Raw genomic sequence first — 13,419 nt, forward strand, 5'->3', positions numbered from 1 at the left:
ATGACGATTAAAGTAGGTATTAACGGTTTCGGTCGAATCGGTCGTTTGGCATTACGCGCAGCGTTTGATTGGCCAGAGCTAGAGTTCGTACACATCAACGATGTAGCGGGTGATGCAGCGACTCTTGGCCACTTACTTGAGTTCGATTCAGTTCAAGGTCGTTGGAACCATGCAGTGCAAGTTGAAGGCACAGATATGGTGATCAACGGTAAGCGCATTACGACTTCACAAGAGCGTGATATCGATGCTGTGAACTGGGGTCAATGTGATGTTGTGATTGAAGCAACGGGCGTTCATCGCAAAACCTCATTCCTAAACAAATACCTAGAACAAGGCGTAAAACGTGTTGTTGTTAGCGCACCAGTAAAAGAAGACGGCGTAGCTAACATCGTCGTGGGTGTGAACGACCACATCTTCGACCCTGCGCAGCACCGCATCGTAACCGCAGCGTCTTGTACAACGAACTGTATTGCACCTGTCGTGAAAGTGATTCACGAGAAACTGGGCATTGAACAATCGTCATTCACAACGATTCACGATTTAACTAACACACAAACGATTCTGGATGCGCCGCACAAAGACCTACGTCGTGCACGTGCATGTGGCATGAGTCTGATCCCAACCACTACGGGCAGTGCAAAAGCGATTGTTGAAATCTTCCCAGAGTTGAAAGACAAGATTAACGGTCACGCGGTTCGTGTTCCTCTAGCAAACGCCTCACTTACTGACATCATTTTTGATGTGAAACGTGATACCACGGCAGAAGAGGTTAATGCACTGCTGAAAGAAGCTTCTGAAGGCGAGCTAAAAGGCATCCTTGGTTTTGAAGAGCGCCCATTGGTCTCTATCGATTACAAAGGCGACCAACGTTCAACGGTCGTTGATGCACAATCAACCATGGTTGTGGGTTCTCGTATGGTGAAGATTTACGCTTGGTATGATAACGAAATGGGTTATGCGACGCGTACTGCAGAATTGGTTCGTAACGTTGGTATGGCATAAGGAGTTATAAGATGTCTCATCCTACATGGCAATTAGATTTAGAAACGGGCGCTTTGGTACTGACTCCATGTCCTGGTACCAAAGGTGTTGAACTGCAAGCTTCGCTAGAGCAGCTAAAAGCGCAAGGCGTAGAAGCGATTGTTACTGCCCTTGATAATGCTGAATTAGCAGCAAAAGACGTGTCTGCGTTGGGCGAATTAACCCAACAGTTGGGCATGAAATGGTTCCAAATTGAGATTGAAGATGATTGTGCTCCGGACGAAGAGTTCGCTGCAAAATGGTCACAAGCGAGTCCTGAGCTGCACGCGATTCTTGCTCAAGGTGGCAAGGTTGCCATGCATTGTATGGGTGGCTCTGGTCGCACAGGTTTGTTCGCTGCGCACCTACTGCTAGAGAAAAATTGGGAGCTAGAAGACATCGTGCGTGAAGTGCAAGCGCTGCGTCCTGGTGCTTTCACAAAGCCAGTACAAGTTGAGTACATCGAGCGTGTGGCTCAAAACGCTTGATCAGCTTATAGAGCTTTTGGAACATCATGATCTAAAAGCTCTCTTTATGCCGTAATGGCTTACCAATTTATGTGATTCTTGTTTACTGATGCTGTGTTTAAGTCATTGTTTATTAATAAATAAAATTTAGATTTCTCATCAGTTCTTGTTTCACAATTTAGCGCCAGTATTGAGGTGACTCAATGCTGGTGTTCAGGTCATAGAGCATTTGGTACATCATGATCTAAATGCTCTAAACGCTGTACATCTGAGGTCGTTATGATTTCAAAACTAAGCAAAAGTATCCGTCAGTATATGCTGGTGACGTTCAACTATTGGAACTTCACCGTGACGGATGGTGCACTCCGTATGTTGGTGGTGCTTTACTTCCATGACTTAGGCTACTCAAGCTTAGCCATTGCTTCGCTGTTCCTTTTCTATGAATTTTTTGGCGTAGTGACCAACTTGGTTGGTGGCTGGCTAGGTGCTCGACTTGGTTTGAACAAAACCATGAACGTCGGCTTAGGGATGCAGATTTTTGCCTTGCTGATGTTGGCTGTGCCCAATGCTTGGTTGACCATTCCTTGGGTAATGGCGGCGCAGGCAATTTCGGGGATTGCTAAAGACTTAAATAAGATGAGTGCCAAGAGCGCGATCAAAACTTTGGTGCCAGACGAGCAGCAAGGTGCACTTTATAAGTGGGTTGCGATCTTAACGGGCTCAAAGAATGCGCTGAAAGGTGCGGGTTTCTTTGTTGGTGGTTTGTTGTTGTCGGCGTTTGGTTTCCAAACTTCGATGGTCATCATGGCAAGTGTGCTGGCTGTTGTGTTTGTATGCAGCTTGATCTGGCTAGAATCGGATATGGGTAAGGCGAAGAGCAAACCTAAGTTCCGTCAAATTTTCTCTAAGTCAGAATCGGTGAACATTCTTTCCGCTGCACGTATGTTCCTATTTGGTGCTCGTGATGTGTGGTTTGTTGTTGCACTCCCGATTTATCTTGGCAGCGTGTTTGGTTGGGATCACCTGATGGTAGGCGGCTTCCTTGCGGCTTGGGTGATTGCTTACGGATTCGTTCAAGGTTTTGCGCCTCGTATTACTGGCAAAGCGCAAGGTCGAGTGCCAGATGGCAGCGCGGCTCTGATTTGGGCAGGAATCCTTGCCGTCATCACTGGTGCGATTGCTTATGGCGTGCAAATCGGTTGGCAACCAGAGCTTGTTATTGTGGTGGGCTTGATGATTTTCGGTGCTGTGTTTGCGGTGAACTCATCTCTGCACTCTTACCTGATCGTTAGTTATGCGAAAGGCGATGGTGTTTCATTGGATGTCGGCTTCTACTATATGGCGAATGCGATGGGACGTTTGATTGGTACGGTTCTATCCGGTTGGATTTACCAAGAAGCGGGTCTAGCGGCATGTTTGTGGGTGTCATTTGCTTTCTTAGCGCTAACAACGCTAATTTCTATCAAGCTACCAAAGGCCAAAGTGGTTACGGCTTAAATCGGCTTACGACTTAGAAATAAAAAATGGCTCCATATTGGGAGCCATTTTTGTTTTTACGATTCAGTATCGCAAATTAGCAAGTTATGTTTATGGGCAAAGACGACCTTGTTGTGCAGGTTGCGTCATTTCCATATCACCTTTCAGTGAGCGGTAAACGATGGTGTTCCATACCTCACCATTGTCCATTTCGAATTCAATGGCGTAGTTAAGACCATTCATCACTTGAGTTCGTACGCTTAAGATCTCTTTTAGCTTAGCTGCGGTGTTCATCTGACCAAGTACAAAGTCGAGTGCTTGCTGAGCTTCAGGTGTTACTTCACCTTGTGACCAGCCGCCAGCAAGGTTTTCAGCGCTGCAGATAGGGTTCGCTTCCGATTGCGATTGTGTTGGTGCCACGGTCTCTTCCTTTTGATTACATCCAGCTAAAGCCACTACACAAACCAGTGATGCTAATAATGTTTTCTTCATAAAGACCTCTCTTAATAATCTGTTCAGCATCCTAATGGAATAAATCGGTTAAATCTGTTTCATATCCGAGAAAGCTTAGGGCTGCTGATCTCATTTGTACAATGAGATTTGTGACTACCTATTTTGCAAATCAATGATATTGGCGCGTCATCGCTGAGTTAAAAATAAGCAAAAACAGATTGTTAACTATTTAACTGGATGAAAATTACCCTATGCTATAAACGTGAAGTCACTCAAAGTAGGTAAGGGTATGAGAGAAAGGGTTCTATTTTTCGACTTATTACGTTGTGTCGCTGCCATCGCAGTGATCGCGATTCATGTGCTAGCGCCATATCGTAATGAGTTGGGAGTGATTCCGTTTGACCAATGGTTGACGGCTGTCGGGGTAAACAGCGTAACTCGCTGGGCAGTACCTGTATTCATTTTGATTACTGGCGCTCTAATGCTCAGTGATACACGACCTTTTGATGCCAAGTACTACGTTAAACGGCGTTTAGGCAAAGTATTAGTGCCTTTTCTTATTTGGTCGATATTTTATGCCTACTTGTCGGGTTGGACAGCACAAGGCTTCGATTTTGAAACGGTTAAAGAAGTGGTGAGTAACAGTCCACATCACGCGACTTACTATCACCTCGGATTCTTCTATTACTTTATTCCGCTCTATTTTGTTATTCCGTTATTCCAATGGGTGGTGCGTAATTGCGATGATAACGTTCTCTATGCGTATCTTGCTGTTTGGCTGCTGACCAGCACTTTGTTCCTATTTAAGATTGATGGCCCTTGGAGCAATCAATACTGGCTTTACATGGGATATTTGCCGCTCGGCTATGTGCTGTTTAAGAAAGTGCCTCTTAATCGCACCACTGTCAGCATTTTTACTGGGCTTGGGCTCGTGGCGTTGGCGGTGACGTTTACCATGGTGGTGGCCAACAGTTTAGAAGCTGATAAATATACCGTAGGTCGTTGGTTTTCATACAAAACACTGAATGTGATTCTCGCAGCGTCTATGATCTTTATGCTGTGCCGCTACTTTGGTGAAGGTCTAACACCTAAAGTGCAAAAAGTGGTGAGCTTTATTAGTCAGCACAGCTTAGGAATTTATTTGTTGCATCCAATCTTCTTGTGGCCAATGAAAGCGTTTGGTTGGTATCAGGGACACCCAGCTTGGGTAATTCCAGTTTGGATCGCTTTGAGTGGAGCTGGGGCCTTGGCGATGAGTTACTTGTTCTCTAAATCAGCCAAGACCCGTTGGCTATTACCTTAGATTAGCGTTTTAAGGCGAAGTGAAGGAATTTATCGCCACAGTAAGTCAGTGTGCCTTTATCACCAGGGTTTAAGGCGTGGTAATAGTGCACACCGATTTGAAACTCGCGTTTCGGGCCAATTGAGCCGCGCTGAACGTAAATCCAATATTCCTGATCGTCTTGTCCAGGTTCTGCTTCTGGTACTTCTATCGCTTGTTTATCGAGTATGGTGACTTGAGCGCTTTGTTCAGGCGCGTCTTCGCCAAAGTAGTGCTTGCTGTAGAAGCGAAAGAATACCCAAGCTCCGAGAGCAATCAGGGTGAATAGAGCCAAAATAAGTGAGATTGGCATGATAACCTCCAATGTTTCATTGGCATCTATTTTACAGAACTCCCTGATTAAACTATGAGTTGAGATAAATTATTCGTGATCTAGTAAAAGGGATGTAGGTTTTATTCGGCACACTTCACATTTTATATGCGTGCAAGAGCACAATTTAAAAGGAAATTTGCACTTAACGACTCGAAAAAACTCTGAATTTGTAGAAGAATGAAATGACAGACACAGGAAGGGTCAAGTAAGGAGGGTTACGATGTCAGATATTGAGAAAGTAGTCATGCGTACCCGAACGATCGAAAAACTTCTGCGTACTCAATACCACGCGGAAGGGAAAGGGTTGCATCAACTGATTACCAGTTGTGAAGAACGCTTACCGCATGATGTCGTTGCAAAACTGCGCTTTATTGCGACGGTCCGTAACAAAGTTGTCCACGAAGAGGATTATAAACTGGATGACAGAAAGGGTTTTCTTGCTGCATGCGATGCGTGTGAAAAGGAACTCACACCGAGAAGTTCACGCTTTATTTGGCGAGCTGCGATTTTGTTAATGGCCTTGATTACGCTTGCTGCACTCGGTTTTTACTACATGCATTGGGACATACTAGTTAAGCATCTGTAGACGGCAAAATTTGAATAATAAAAAAGGGACGCGAAAGCGTCCCTTTTTTATTGGAAACAGTAACTTAGTACATCATTGGCAGTGTCATTAAACCAACAACCACTGCAATCATTACCAGCCCTTGTTTTTGAGAAGAAGAAATCATAACACTACCCCTAAAATCATTGATGAACTCGATGTAAATAATATAGCACTGTTTTTGAGCTTTGATCAACTTCAAAGCGGAAAAGTTTTCAAAAATCGCACTTAACTAGGGTGTTTTTACCCTAAATTGACTAATAAAACTGTGTTTTTTGTGCTGCTCTTTAAATGTTCGACTTGTTGTTTTTGTCTTCTTTTTGTCTTTAAGTTGCTGATTTTATAGTGTTAAATATGAGTAATGTTATGATGAAATAGTGTTTCTTGTATCAGTGTGGATGTTGGTTGGCTATTTTTGCTGAATTTCTCAAAAGTTGAGAAAATTATGTTTTGTGTTAACGAGAGTCACTCTTGTAGACGTCTATTGTGCTCAACTTTTCCTATCTGATGAGAAAATATCAATGCGATAAGGGGGTAGCTATAATCCATGCTAGTTAAGGTTAGGTTTTGATGGTTTTTCTTGTCTATGCTTATTTATATCAGTTACTTATGTGTTTTTGATTGAACTTTTATACTCTCAGATTATTGGGCTAATCACGGTTTGTATTGTTGGGAGGAGGCATTTTTGCCTTTCTGAGTGGTCAGAGGTGGTGGATCTGACTTTTGTGTTGGTTATTTGCCCGTAACGGTTGTATAGCGAACAAATTGATGGTTTGTTTTTCAATTTCTGAAGGTTAGAGTTCTGATGAAATTATCGATAACAAACAGATTCAGATAGCTCAGTTCAATGATTGTGAGAAAAACGATAATCAGTAATTGAGCCAGTTACGTTTACAAAATGTTGTGATTCGCTAGCGAGATCCAACTTTCGCTGATAATGCCTTTACATCAAGATTGGTCTACCTAGACTAGCGGCGAGATTACGTGAAAGGTGTATACGGCATGTGGAGTTGGTTAGCGATAGGGCTATCAGGGTTATATTCCGTGTTGGGGGCGAGACAAGCCAATCCAACGCAGTCTCTGGCATTTAAAATCTTTACTCTGTTGTTGCTTTTGATCTTAGCGTTGACTGAAGGTGCATCTGCAGTACCTACCTACTGGATCGCTGGTGGACTGTTGGTCTCTGTATTTGCCGATACACTGCATTCCTTTAAATCTCGCAAGCCACTCTACTTTGCGGGCTACTTACTCGCTCAAATCCTTTATAGCAAATCATTTTGGGTTCAGCTCAATGGGGAAATTGTTTGGTGGTTACTCGCATTGCTGCTTGCTGCTAGTGTTGTGGCGTTCTTCTTATTGCTACCACAGCTCGATTCCATGGTTTTTCCTGTTGTTATCATGGGCATCATGTTGGTTCAGCTTGCTTGGGCGGCGGGGGAAGTTTGGTTGCAAGTACCAAGTTTTGCTAATGCGCTTGGGTTTAGTGGCACCTTAGTTATGATCTATTCAGCCTTGGCGTATGCGATACATGGTTATCGTAAACCGATGAAACATGCCTATGTTTGGGTGAGTGGCAGTTATTTCTTGGCTCATGCATTAATCGTTGCATCTATCATTTACTAATTTAGGTCAAAGTAAGCGGTCAGGTTTTGCGTAAACTAGACGGATTCAACTTAATAACTGGAGTCGATGATGACCGAGATTCATGCTCACAACTTACTTAACCTACTTCGAGAAACGCCAATGGATCGTGATGAGCTGGCAGCTCACTTTGGTACAGATGTGCGTTTCCATACCTGTAAGCTGAATGATCTAGACTTAGATGCATTGCTAGAATTCTTGCTAAAGCGCGAAAAAGTACGCGAACTGGAAGGTAAGTTTGTCGTGAATATGGCACGCGTTTGTAACCACTAAGCTGCGGCTAAAAATTGTTGATGGAGGCGAAGTATTCATTTCGTCTTCTATCATATCTTCACTGAATCACTTTGTTATACTGGCCGCCAAATTTTCAGTCGAGGCCAGAACATGGATATTCTTTCAGCAGCGACCATGCTGTTTCTTATTATGGACCCACTCGGAAATCTTCCGATTGTGTTATCCATTCTCAAACACCTTGATGCAAAACGCCGCCGTAAGGTGCTGATCCGTGAATTACTGTTTGCCTTGATGATTCTGATGCTGTTCCTTTTTGCGGGACAAAGCATTATGAGCTTCCTCCATGTTCAACCGGAAACGCTGAGTATTTCTGGCGGGATCATTCTTTTCATCATCGCGATTAAGATGATTTTTCCAAGCGCAGGTAGCATTACTGGCCTTGCTGCAGGTGAAGAGCCGTTTATTGTGCCGATGGCGATTCCTATGATTGCTGGCCCTTCAGTGATCGCAGCGTTGCTTTTATTGTCTTCTCAGCATCCAGACAAAATCATGGAGCTGTCTGCTGCTGTGTTGATCGCTTGGGGTGCAACTTTCTTCATTTTGATGTTCTACAGTTTCTTCCATCGTATTCTTGGTGAGCGCGGTCTGAAAGCGATTGAGCGTTTGATGGGTTTACTGTTGGTGATGATCTCAACCCAGATGTTCCTCGATGGCGTGAAGAGCTACATGGGCTAAACCTCCGTCAATTTGATGAATACAAAAAAAGCCGCTCATGTGAGCGGCTTTCGTTTATTTGTCTTTTTACATCATGTGCTTCCGACGAATATCGAGAAGAGCAAAGATGCCGAATATCAAAATGGAGTACTTTTCCCAACTGCTCATCTTAATCTTGTCGCCAAATGCGCCAATGAAGATTGCCATTTGCAATCCATGCATGATGAACAGAAAAGCCGTCATGATGTACAACGCAATGGCCGCTTTGCCAGGGAAGGGCATAAAGAAGTTGAGGATCAATATGAACCAGACGAAGGCGATGGCTGCTTTAGCCAGTATCAATAATGCTTTCATTTAACTATCCTTTTAAATTGGGGCTTTAAGCTGATGTGCGTTCATACAGACGGTAACTGACCTGGCCTGCGGTTTTCTCTCGGTGCAGTCGCCAGTTGTCAGGAAGCCCAGCAATACTTAGCTCTTTTTCAGTTTCAATATAAATCATCGCATCTTCTGCAAGCCAGCCGTTTTGCTCTAGCAAGGTCACGGTTTCATCCAATAAGCCTTTGCGAAACGGCGGATCAATGAATACTACGTGATGCGGTGTACCTGGTTGCTTTAAAAAGCTCAGTGCGTCGGTGTTGACGACTTTAATGTTGCTAGTATTCAACGAGGCAACATTTTTCTGCAATTGCTGAAACGCTTGTGGGTTCAGTTCCACCATCGTCACTTGGTCTGCTTGGCGAGAAGCTGACTCAAAGCCTAAACCACCAGAACCTGCGAATAGGTCGAGACATTTCGCTTGCGGCACATCTTGAGCTAACCAGTTAAATAGGGTTTCTTTCACACGATCCGTGGTTGGGCGTAATCCTTCTGCATCATGAACAGGGAGTTTTCGACCTCTCCATAAACCACTAATAATGCGAACAAAGCCCGTTGTTGGCTTTTTTTGTGATGAGTTTTGCTGGCGACGTCTTACCATAGATTTTTTGACCGCTAATAAAGTGATACTATACCCAATCGCCCAAGCTTTGAGCTTGGATATAGCCCAGAATATTCAAGATGACAGAGTGTAACACTAATAAGATTAGATTCACCTAATTGGAAAGTTTTCACAACTTTGTCATTAGCCTTTTCTGTAAAGATAATAATCTTGTCAGAAAAGAGTCATTAATAGATAAGAGCACAATCTAGGATAGCCCCAGATGACGGAAAAAAAGAAGCGCGGATTACTTTCGTGGCTAGGTTTTGGTGATGAAGAACAGACCCAAAAACCGACAACAGATGAATCAGTAAAAGAAGAAGCAGAAGCAGTAGAAGCGCCAGCTGGTGAGAAACTGCCGGTGGAAGAGGCTGCCGAACAAGCAGAAGAGAAAACCACACTTGAAGAAGAGCCGGAGAAGGTTGAACCTGTCCTAACAGAAACAGAAACAGAAACAGAAACAGAAACAGAAACAGAAGAGCCACAAGTACCGGTTGCGCCTCGTGTCCAAGAACAAGAAAAGCCAACCGAAAGCTTCTTTGCTCGCCTTAAGCGCAGCCTAAGTCGCACGAAGGCAAACATTGGTGCGGGTTTCTTCGGTTTGTTCAGCGGTAAAAAAATCGATGAAGACCTTTTCGAAGAATTAGAAGAACAGCTGCTTATCGCTGACGTGGGTATGAACACCACGACGAAAATTATCAATAACTTGACCGAAAAAGCGTCACGCGGTGATTTGAAGGACGGCGAAGCACTCTACGGCCTGTTAAAAGAAGAGATGGCAGAAATTCTAGCGAAAGTAGAACAGCCACTTGAAATTGATAGCAGCAAAACCCCTTACGTTATCTTGATGGTTGGCGTTAACGGCGTCGGTAAAACAACCACAATCGGTAAGCTGGCGAAGCAGTTCCAAAGCCAAGGTAAGAAAGTCATGCTGGCGGCGGGTGACACCTTCCGTGCTGCAGCGGTTGAACAGCTACAAGTATGGGGCGAGCGTAACAACGTTCCTGTGATTGCTCAGCACACTGGCGCAGACAGTGCTTCGGTTATCTATGATGCGATTGAAGCGGCAAAAGCGCGTGGCGTCGATGTGGTGATTGCCGATACTGCAGGTCGTCTACAAAATAAAGCTAACCTGATGGAAGAGCTGCGTAAGATTGTTCGTGTCATGAAGAAGATTGATGACTCTGCACCACATGAGATCATGCTGACGCTAGACGCAGGCACTGGGCAAAATGCCATTAGCCAAGCGAAACTTTTCAGTGATGTTGCCCCTCTAACCGGGATTACATTGACTAAGCTGGATGGAACAGCGAAAGGTGGCGTTATCTTCGCTCTTGCTGATCAGTTCGAAATTCCAATTCGCTACATTGGTGTTGGTGAAGGTATCGAAGACTTGCGTCCATTTGAAACTCAAGAGTTCATTGACGCTCTGTTTAGTCGTGAAGAGTAATTAGAGTTAGAGGAAATCAACGGTGATCAAATTTCAGCAGGTAAGTAAAGCTTACCGAGGTGGGCGACAGGCATTACAAAAAGTCGACTTTCACCTTCGACGCGGAGAAATGGCTTTTTTAGGCGGGCATTCCGGTGCAGGTAAAAGTACCTTGCTGAAACTGATATGTGCGATAGAACGTCCTACTGATGGCAAAATCCATTTTAATGGTCATGACATCACACGTATTTCTAACAAAGACATTCCGTTTTTGCGCCGCAATATCGGGATTGTTTTCCAAGATCATCGCTTATTGATGGATCGCAGCGTGTTCGATAATGTCGCGCTGCCGATGCGCATTGAATCGATTTCTGAAAATGAAATCAAACGTCGTGTTTCTGCGGCGCTAGATAAAACGGGCTTGCTCGATAAAGCCCGTTGCTTGCCAAGTCAACTATCAGGTGGTGAGCAACAACGTGTAGGTATTGCACGCGCTGTCGTTAATCGACCAACGCTGCTAGTGGCGGATGAACCAACCGGTAACCTTGATCCAGAACTGTCCAACCGTGTGTTGCGATTGTTCGAAGAATTTAATCGTGCTGGCGTGACGATTCTCCTAGCGACGCACGATATCGGGTTAGTAAACACTCGCCCACAATATCGTCATTTCGAATTGAACCAAGGCTTCCTAAGTGAGGTAGAAGACTATGGTAGGTAACAAGCGCACCCAAAAGAAAGGGAAAGGTCGCAGTGCCAAGCGTGCTAATACCGATGGTTTTTTCTCTGTTCATATCAAACAAGCTAAATCTTCTTTCGGCGCATTATGGCGTCGTCCTTTAGGTAACATTCTGACCTTGGCTGTTATCTCCATGGCGTTAGCAATGCCAGCTTGTTTGTATTTGTTAGGTAAGAATGTGGCTGGTGCAGCACAAGATGTTGCATCACCATCGCAAGTGAGTGCCTACTTAGTCGAAGGGATGCCTGACGCGCGTGTTATGGTGCTCAAAGATCAGATTGAAACATGGCCTTCTGTAAAAGAGGTGGAATATATTTCTCCGCAACAAGGTCTATCTGATTTAAGCCAGTACGCAGGGTTTGACCAAGCGCTAAGCCTATTAAGTGGTTATGCCTTGCCTGGCGTGTTGGTGATTACGCCTGATTCAGAACAAAAAAGCGCAATTCAGTCGCTTGCTAAACAAGTTCGTGAGCAACAAGACGTGACAGACGTTCGACTAGATGAAGATTGGTTGGCACGGCTTGATGCGATAAAAACCCTTGCTGGCATTATTGTCATTACCCTGACAGTGCTGATGTTGGGTGCTGTATTTTTAATCGTCGGCAATACATTGCGCTTTAATGTGTTGGCAAACAAAGAAGAGATTCAGACAATGAAGCTGATTGGTGCGACCGACAGTTTCATTCTTCGTCCTTACTTATACACTGGCATGTGGTTTGGTGTGCTTGGGGCGACCATTGCATGGTTAGTGACGGCATTGATTACGGTTGTCATGAATAACGCAGTTGAGCAATTGGCATCGTTATATGATAGCCAATTTCGTTTGATTGGCTTGAATTGGGATGAATCTCTACTGTTGATCATCACTGGTAGCTTGCTAGGTTGTATCGCCGCGCGCTTTTCAGCGCAGCGTCACTTGAAAGAAATTGAACCAGTTTAGGTGATAAGGGTCTTATACTTGGAATTTATTAGCACAAGCTAATTTTTACCCCTTGTATAGACCATTTGTTTATGGATAATTACTCGCCCTTCTTGAAACTTGTTCATTTTGAGTTCAAGATGGCCAAGCTAAATTGCAATGTAATGCTCCAGATCAGAGATTGATGAGGAATTGAATGACAAAAGAAGCGTATCCGATGGCTCTAGTCACGCAAGATAGCCTTGATAGCTATATTCGTTCTGTAAACAGCTACCCAATGCTGACACCAGACGAAGAGCGTGGGCTGGCAGAACGATTACACTACAACGGTGAGATAGATGCGGCGAAAGGCCTGATTTTGTCACACCTACGATTCGTTGTTCACGTTGCTCGTGGCTACTCAGGCTACGGCTTGCCAATGGCAGACCTAGTTCAAGAGGGCAACATCGGTCTTATGAAAGCGGTCAAGCGTTTCAACCCAGAAGTGGGTGTGCGTTTGGTGTCTTTCGCTGTTCACTGGATCAAAGCAGAAATCCATGAATACGTGCTACGTAACTGGCGTATCGTGAAGATTGCGACAACCAAAGCACAGCGTAAACTGTTCTTCAACCTACGTAAGTCTAAGAAGCGCTTAGGCTGGTTTAACAACGGTGAAGTAGAAACAGTAGCACGTGAGCTAGGTGTTGAGCCTTCAGAAGTACGAGAAATGGAATCCCGTCTAGCGGCAGTGGACTCAACGTTCGATATGCCAATGGATGATGACGACAGTTCAAATTCGTACACAGCACCAATGGTGTACCTAGAAGACAAATCATCTGATGTTGCCGATAACATTGAAGCAGCAAACTGGGAAACACACACCAATAACCGTCTAGGCCATGCGCTTGCAAGTCTGGATGAGCGCAGTCAACGTATTGTTCGTTCTCGTTGGTTAGACGATGAGAAAGCAACACTGCAAGACCTTGCTGATGAGTTTGGTGTTTCTGCTGAGCGTATTCGCCAGCTAGAAAAGAACGCAATGAAGAAACTGAAACTTGCTGTTGGTGAGTTCTAACTTCTGCTTCTAATATAAAGTAAGATTTTCATAGAAAG

At 44.4% G+C, this 13,419-nt stretch carries 16 protein-coding genes; 12 read left to right on the forward strand and 4 right to left on the reverse strand.

All coding sequences use genetic code 11. From position 1 onward, the window contains the following. From BCT11_RS25955 to arsJ, 3 genes are all read left to right on the forward strand, one after another. A complete protein-coding gene (locus BCT11_RS25955) occupies positions 1-1,002 on the forward strand; it encodes an ArsJ-associated glyceraldehyde-3-phosphate dehydrogenase (RefSeq protein ID WP_039977274.1) in 1,002 nt (333 codons plus the stop codon). 11 nt (positions 1,003-1,013) lie between these two features. Continuing rightward, on the forward strand, positions 1,014-1,508 hold the full coding sequence (locus BCT11_RS25960; protein ID WP_102389661.1) for a cyclin-dependent kinase inhibitor 3 family protein: 495 nt from the start codon (positions 1,014-1,016) through the stop codon (positions 1,506-1,508). 258 nt (positions 1,509-1,766) lie between these two features. Continuing rightward, positions 1,767-2,984, forward strand: a complete 1,218-nt coding sequence (gene arsJ / locus BCT11_RS25965) for an organoarsenical effux MFS transporter ArsJ (protein WP_045420727.1) — start codon at positions 1,767-1,769, stop codon at positions 2,982-2,984. Between the two features lie 90 nt (positions 2,985-3,074). Here the strand turns inward: arsJ and BCT11_RS25970 are convergent, their stop codons facing one another. Next, the gene (locus tag BCT11_RS25970) at positions 3,075-3,455 is read right to left on the reverse strand and encodes a cystatin domain-containing protein (RefSeq protein WP_102389663.1); all 381 of its coding nucleotides are present in this window, start codon (positions 3,453-3,455) and stop codon (positions 3,075-3,077) included. Positions 3,456-3,705: 250 nt separating this feature from the next. Between BCT11_RS25970 and BCT11_RS25975 the strand changes: the two genes are divergently transcribed. Continuing rightward, complete coding sequence (locus tag BCT11_RS25975) at positions 3,706-4,719, forward strand: acyltransferase family protein (protein ID WP_039977271.1); 1,014 nt, start codon at positions 3,706-3,708, stop codon at positions 4,717-4,719. A gap of 1 nt (position 4,720) precedes the next feature. Here BCT11_RS25975 and BCT11_RS25980 read toward each other — a convergent pair whose 3' ends face one another. Continuing rightward, positions 4,721-5,050: a DUF2500 domain-containing protein gene (locus BCT11_RS25980; protein WP_038872539.1), complete on the reverse strand. Its 330-nt coding sequence runs from the start codon at positions 5,048-5,050 to the stop codon at positions 4,721-4,723. A gap of 241 nt (positions 5,051-5,291) precedes the next feature. On the opposite strand from BCT11_RS25980, the gene BCT11_RS25985 reads away from it, so the two are divergent. The 4 genes from BCT11_RS25985 to BCT11_RS26005 all read left to right on the forward strand — a co-directional run bounded on the left by BCT11_RS25985 (position 5,292) and on the right by BCT11_RS26005 (position 8,285). Beyond that, a complete protein-coding gene (locus tag BCT11_RS25985; protein WP_005430355.1) occupies positions 5,292-5,657 on the forward strand; it encodes a hypothetical protein in 366 nt (121 codons plus the stop codon). 1,020 nt (positions 5,658-6,677) lie between these two features. Next, a complete protein-coding gene (locus BCT11_RS25995; protein WP_038872542.1) occupies positions 6,678-7,298 on the forward strand; it encodes a lysoplasmalogenase in 621 nt (206 codons plus the stop codon). Positions 7,299-7,367: 69 nt separating this feature from the next. Further along, the gene (locus tag BCT11_RS26000; RefSeq protein WP_038872544.1) at positions 7,368-7,589 is read left to right on the forward strand and encodes a YecH family metal-binding protein; all 222 of its coding nucleotides are present in this window, start codon (positions 7,368-7,370) and stop codon (positions 7,587-7,589) included. 111 nt (positions 7,590-7,700) lie between these two features. Then, positions 7,701-8,285 carry a YhgN family NAAT transporter gene (locus tag BCT11_RS26005; RefSeq protein ID WP_038872547.1) on the forward strand — a complete coding sequence of 195 codons (585 nt, stop codon included), beginning with the start codon at positions 7,701-7,703 and terminating at the stop codon, positions 8,283-8,285. Positions 8,286-8,351: 66 nt separating this feature from the next. On the opposite strand, the gene BCT11_RS26010 is transcribed toward BCT11_RS26005, so the two are convergent. Both BCT11_RS26010 and rsmD read right to left on the reverse strand, forming a co-directional pair. Then, the gene (locus BCT11_RS26010; RefSeq protein ID WP_038872549.1) at positions 8,352-8,618 is read right to left on the reverse strand and encodes a DUF1145 domain-containing protein; all 267 of its coding nucleotides are present in this window, start codon (positions 8,616-8,618) and stop codon (positions 8,352-8,354) included. 25 nt (positions 8,619-8,643) lie between these two features. Further along, positions 8,644-9,243, reverse strand: coding sequence for a 16S rRNA (guanine(966)-N(2))-methyltransferase RsmD (gene rsmD / locus BCT11_RS26015; RefSeq protein ID WP_038872551.1), 600 nt, complete (start codon positions 9,241-9,243; stop codon positions 8,644-8,646). A gap of 223 nt (positions 9,244-9,466) precedes the next feature. Here rsmD and ftsY point away from each other — a divergent pair, with 223 nt between their 5' ends. From ftsY to rpoH, 4 genes are all read left to right on the forward strand, one after another. Continuing rightward, positions 9,467-10,693, forward strand: coding sequence for a signal recognition particle-docking protein FtsY (gene ftsY, locus BCT11_RS26020; protein WP_102389665.1), 1,227 nt, complete (start codon positions 9,467-9,469; stop codon positions 10,691-10,693). A 22-nt stretch (positions 10,694-10,715) separates the two neighbouring features. Next, positions 10,716-11,390, forward strand: a complete 675-nt coding sequence (gene ftsE / locus BCT11_RS26025) for a cell division ATP-binding protein FtsE (RefSeq protein ID WP_005535654.1) — start codon at positions 10,716-10,718, stop codon at positions 11,388-11,390. Then, positions 11,380-12,348 carry a permease-like cell division protein FtsX gene (gene ftsX / locus BCT11_RS26030; RefSeq protein ID WP_038872556.1) on the forward strand — a complete coding sequence of 323 codons (969 nt, stop codon included), beginning with the start codon at positions 11,380-11,382 and terminating at the stop codon, positions 12,346-12,348. The genes ftsE and ftsX overlap by 11 nt, the downstream gene beginning before the upstream one ends. A 175-nt stretch (positions 12,349-12,523) precedes the next feature. Further along, a complete protein-coding gene (gene rpoH / locus BCT11_RS26035) occupies positions 12,524-13,381 on the forward strand; it encodes an RNA polymerase sigma factor RpoH (protein ID WP_038872559.1) in 858 nt (285 codons plus the stop codon). Positions 13,382-13,419: the final 38 nt, after the last annotated feature.

The sequence above is a fragment of the Vibrio sp. 10N.222.52.B12 genome, from assembly GCF_002875385.1.
GTDB lineage: Bacteria > Pseudomonadota > Gammaproteobacteria > Enterobacterales > Vibrionaceae > Vibrio > Vibrio jasicida.

Coding starts and splice junctions, on each gene's coding strand:
- ftsX (WP_038872556.1), top strand. CDS start 11,380: ATGGTAGGTAACAAGCGCACCCAAAAGAAAGGGAAAGGTCGCAGTGCC.
- BCT11_RS25960 (WP_102389661.1), top strand. CDS start 1,014: ATGTCTCATCCTACATGGCAATTAGATTTAGAAACGGGCGCTTTGGTA.
- BCT11_RS25995 (WP_038872542.1), top strand. CDS start 6,678: ATGTGGAGTTGGTTAGCGATAGGGCTATCAGGGTTATATTCCGTGTTG.
- BCT11_RS25980 (WP_038872539.1), bottom strand. CDS start 5,050: ATGCCAATCTCACTTATTTTGGCTCTATTCACCCTGATTGCTCTCGGA.
- BCT11_RS26010 (WP_038872549.1), bottom strand. CDS start 8,618: ATGAAAGCATTATTGATACTGGCTAAAGCAGCCATCGCCTTCGTCTGG.
- BCT11_RS25975 (WP_039977271.1), top strand. CDS start 3,706: ATGAGAGAAAGGGTTCTATTTTTCGACTTATTACGTTGTGTCGCTGCC.
- BCT11_RS25955 (WP_039977274.1), top strand. CDS start 1: ATGACGATTAAAGTAGGTATTAACGGTTTCGGTCGAATCGGTCGTTTG.
- BCT11_RS26000 (WP_038872544.1), top strand. CDS start 7,368: ATGACCGAGATTCATGCTCACAACTTACTTAACCTACTTCGAGAAACG.
- BCT11_RS26005 (WP_038872547.1), top strand. CDS start 7,701: ATGGATATTCTTTCAGCAGCGACCATGCTGTTTCTTATTATGGACCCA.
- BCT11_RS25970 (WP_102389663.1), bottom strand. CDS start 3,455: ATGAAGAAAACATTATTAGCATCACTGGTTTGTGTAGTGGCTTTAGCT.
- ftsY (WP_102389665.1), top strand. CDS start 9,467: ATGACGGAAAAAAAGAAGCGCGGATTACTTTCGTGGCTAGGTTTTGGT.
- BCT11_RS25985 (WP_005430355.1), top strand. CDS start 5,292: ATGTCAGATATTGAGAAAGTAGTCATGCGTACCCGAACGATCGAAAAA.
- rsmD (WP_038872551.1), bottom strand. CDS start 9,243: ATGGTAAGACGTCGCCAGCAAAACTCATCACAAAAAAAGCCAACAACG.
- rpoH (WP_038872559.1), top strand. CDS start 12,524: ATGACAAAAGAAGCGTATCCGATGGCTCTAGTCACGCAAGATAGCCTT.
- arsJ (WP_045420727.1), top strand. CDS start 1,767: ATGATTTCAAAACTAAGCAAAAGTATCCGTCAGTATATGCTGGTGACG.